Genomic DNA, 584 nt, shown 5'->3' on the forward strand with positions numbered 1-584 from the left:
GGCACGGGCCGGGCGGCACGGTGGGACGGCCGGGACCGACGGGTACGACATGGCGGACGGTGCGGCGGTCGCCGCCGGGCGGCGGGTGCGCGACCTGCCATGCGTCGTGGGACGAACGCGGGTGAAGAAGTGGCTACGGGGACAGAAACACGCCCAGCCTAGCGAAGGCGGACGGCAGGAACGCGACGGCTGAGCGAATTTTCACCCGGCGGAAGGACGCCCGGCCGACGGCTGACGCGCCGACTCCATGGAAGCCGACCCTGTGGACGAGGACACCGTCCACGGCGTCCGGGGCACGAGACCGTCACCCGTACGGGGGTAACGAGGCTCACTCTGACCGGTAATGCGCCCCCCTGGCACGGGTAATACCGTGGCGGAATGGCTCGCAGGCGCCGCAACAGGCTAGCGCTGGTCGTGATCGCCGTTCTCGTCGGCGTCGCGGCGATCGCCGCAGCCGTGGTGGTCACCGTGGGGAACCGTTCCGGCGGCGCACCCCGGCAGCCTGCCGCGTCGAGCCCCGCCGGCTCCGGCGCCGGGACGCCCGCCTCCCCGTCCGCCTCCCCGTCCGCCACCCGCGTCAGGCC

The 584-nt window shown here is 73.8% G+C and carries 1 protein-coding gene and 1 pseudogene; both read left to right on the forward strand.

Going from position 1 to position 584, the window contains the following annotated elements; translation table 11 throughout:
* Nucleotides 1–193 (forward strand): hypothetical protein (locus ACYVE9_RS30225; RefSeq protein WP_461031042.1); only part of this gene is annotated, 193 nt, incomplete at its 5' end.
* A gap of 185 nt (nt 194–378) precedes the next feature.
* Nucleotides 379–584: pseudogene (locus ACYVE9_RS30230) on the forward strand (hypothetical protein); the annotation flags it as partial.

Source organism: Streptomyces sparsus (genome assembly GCF_054776295.1).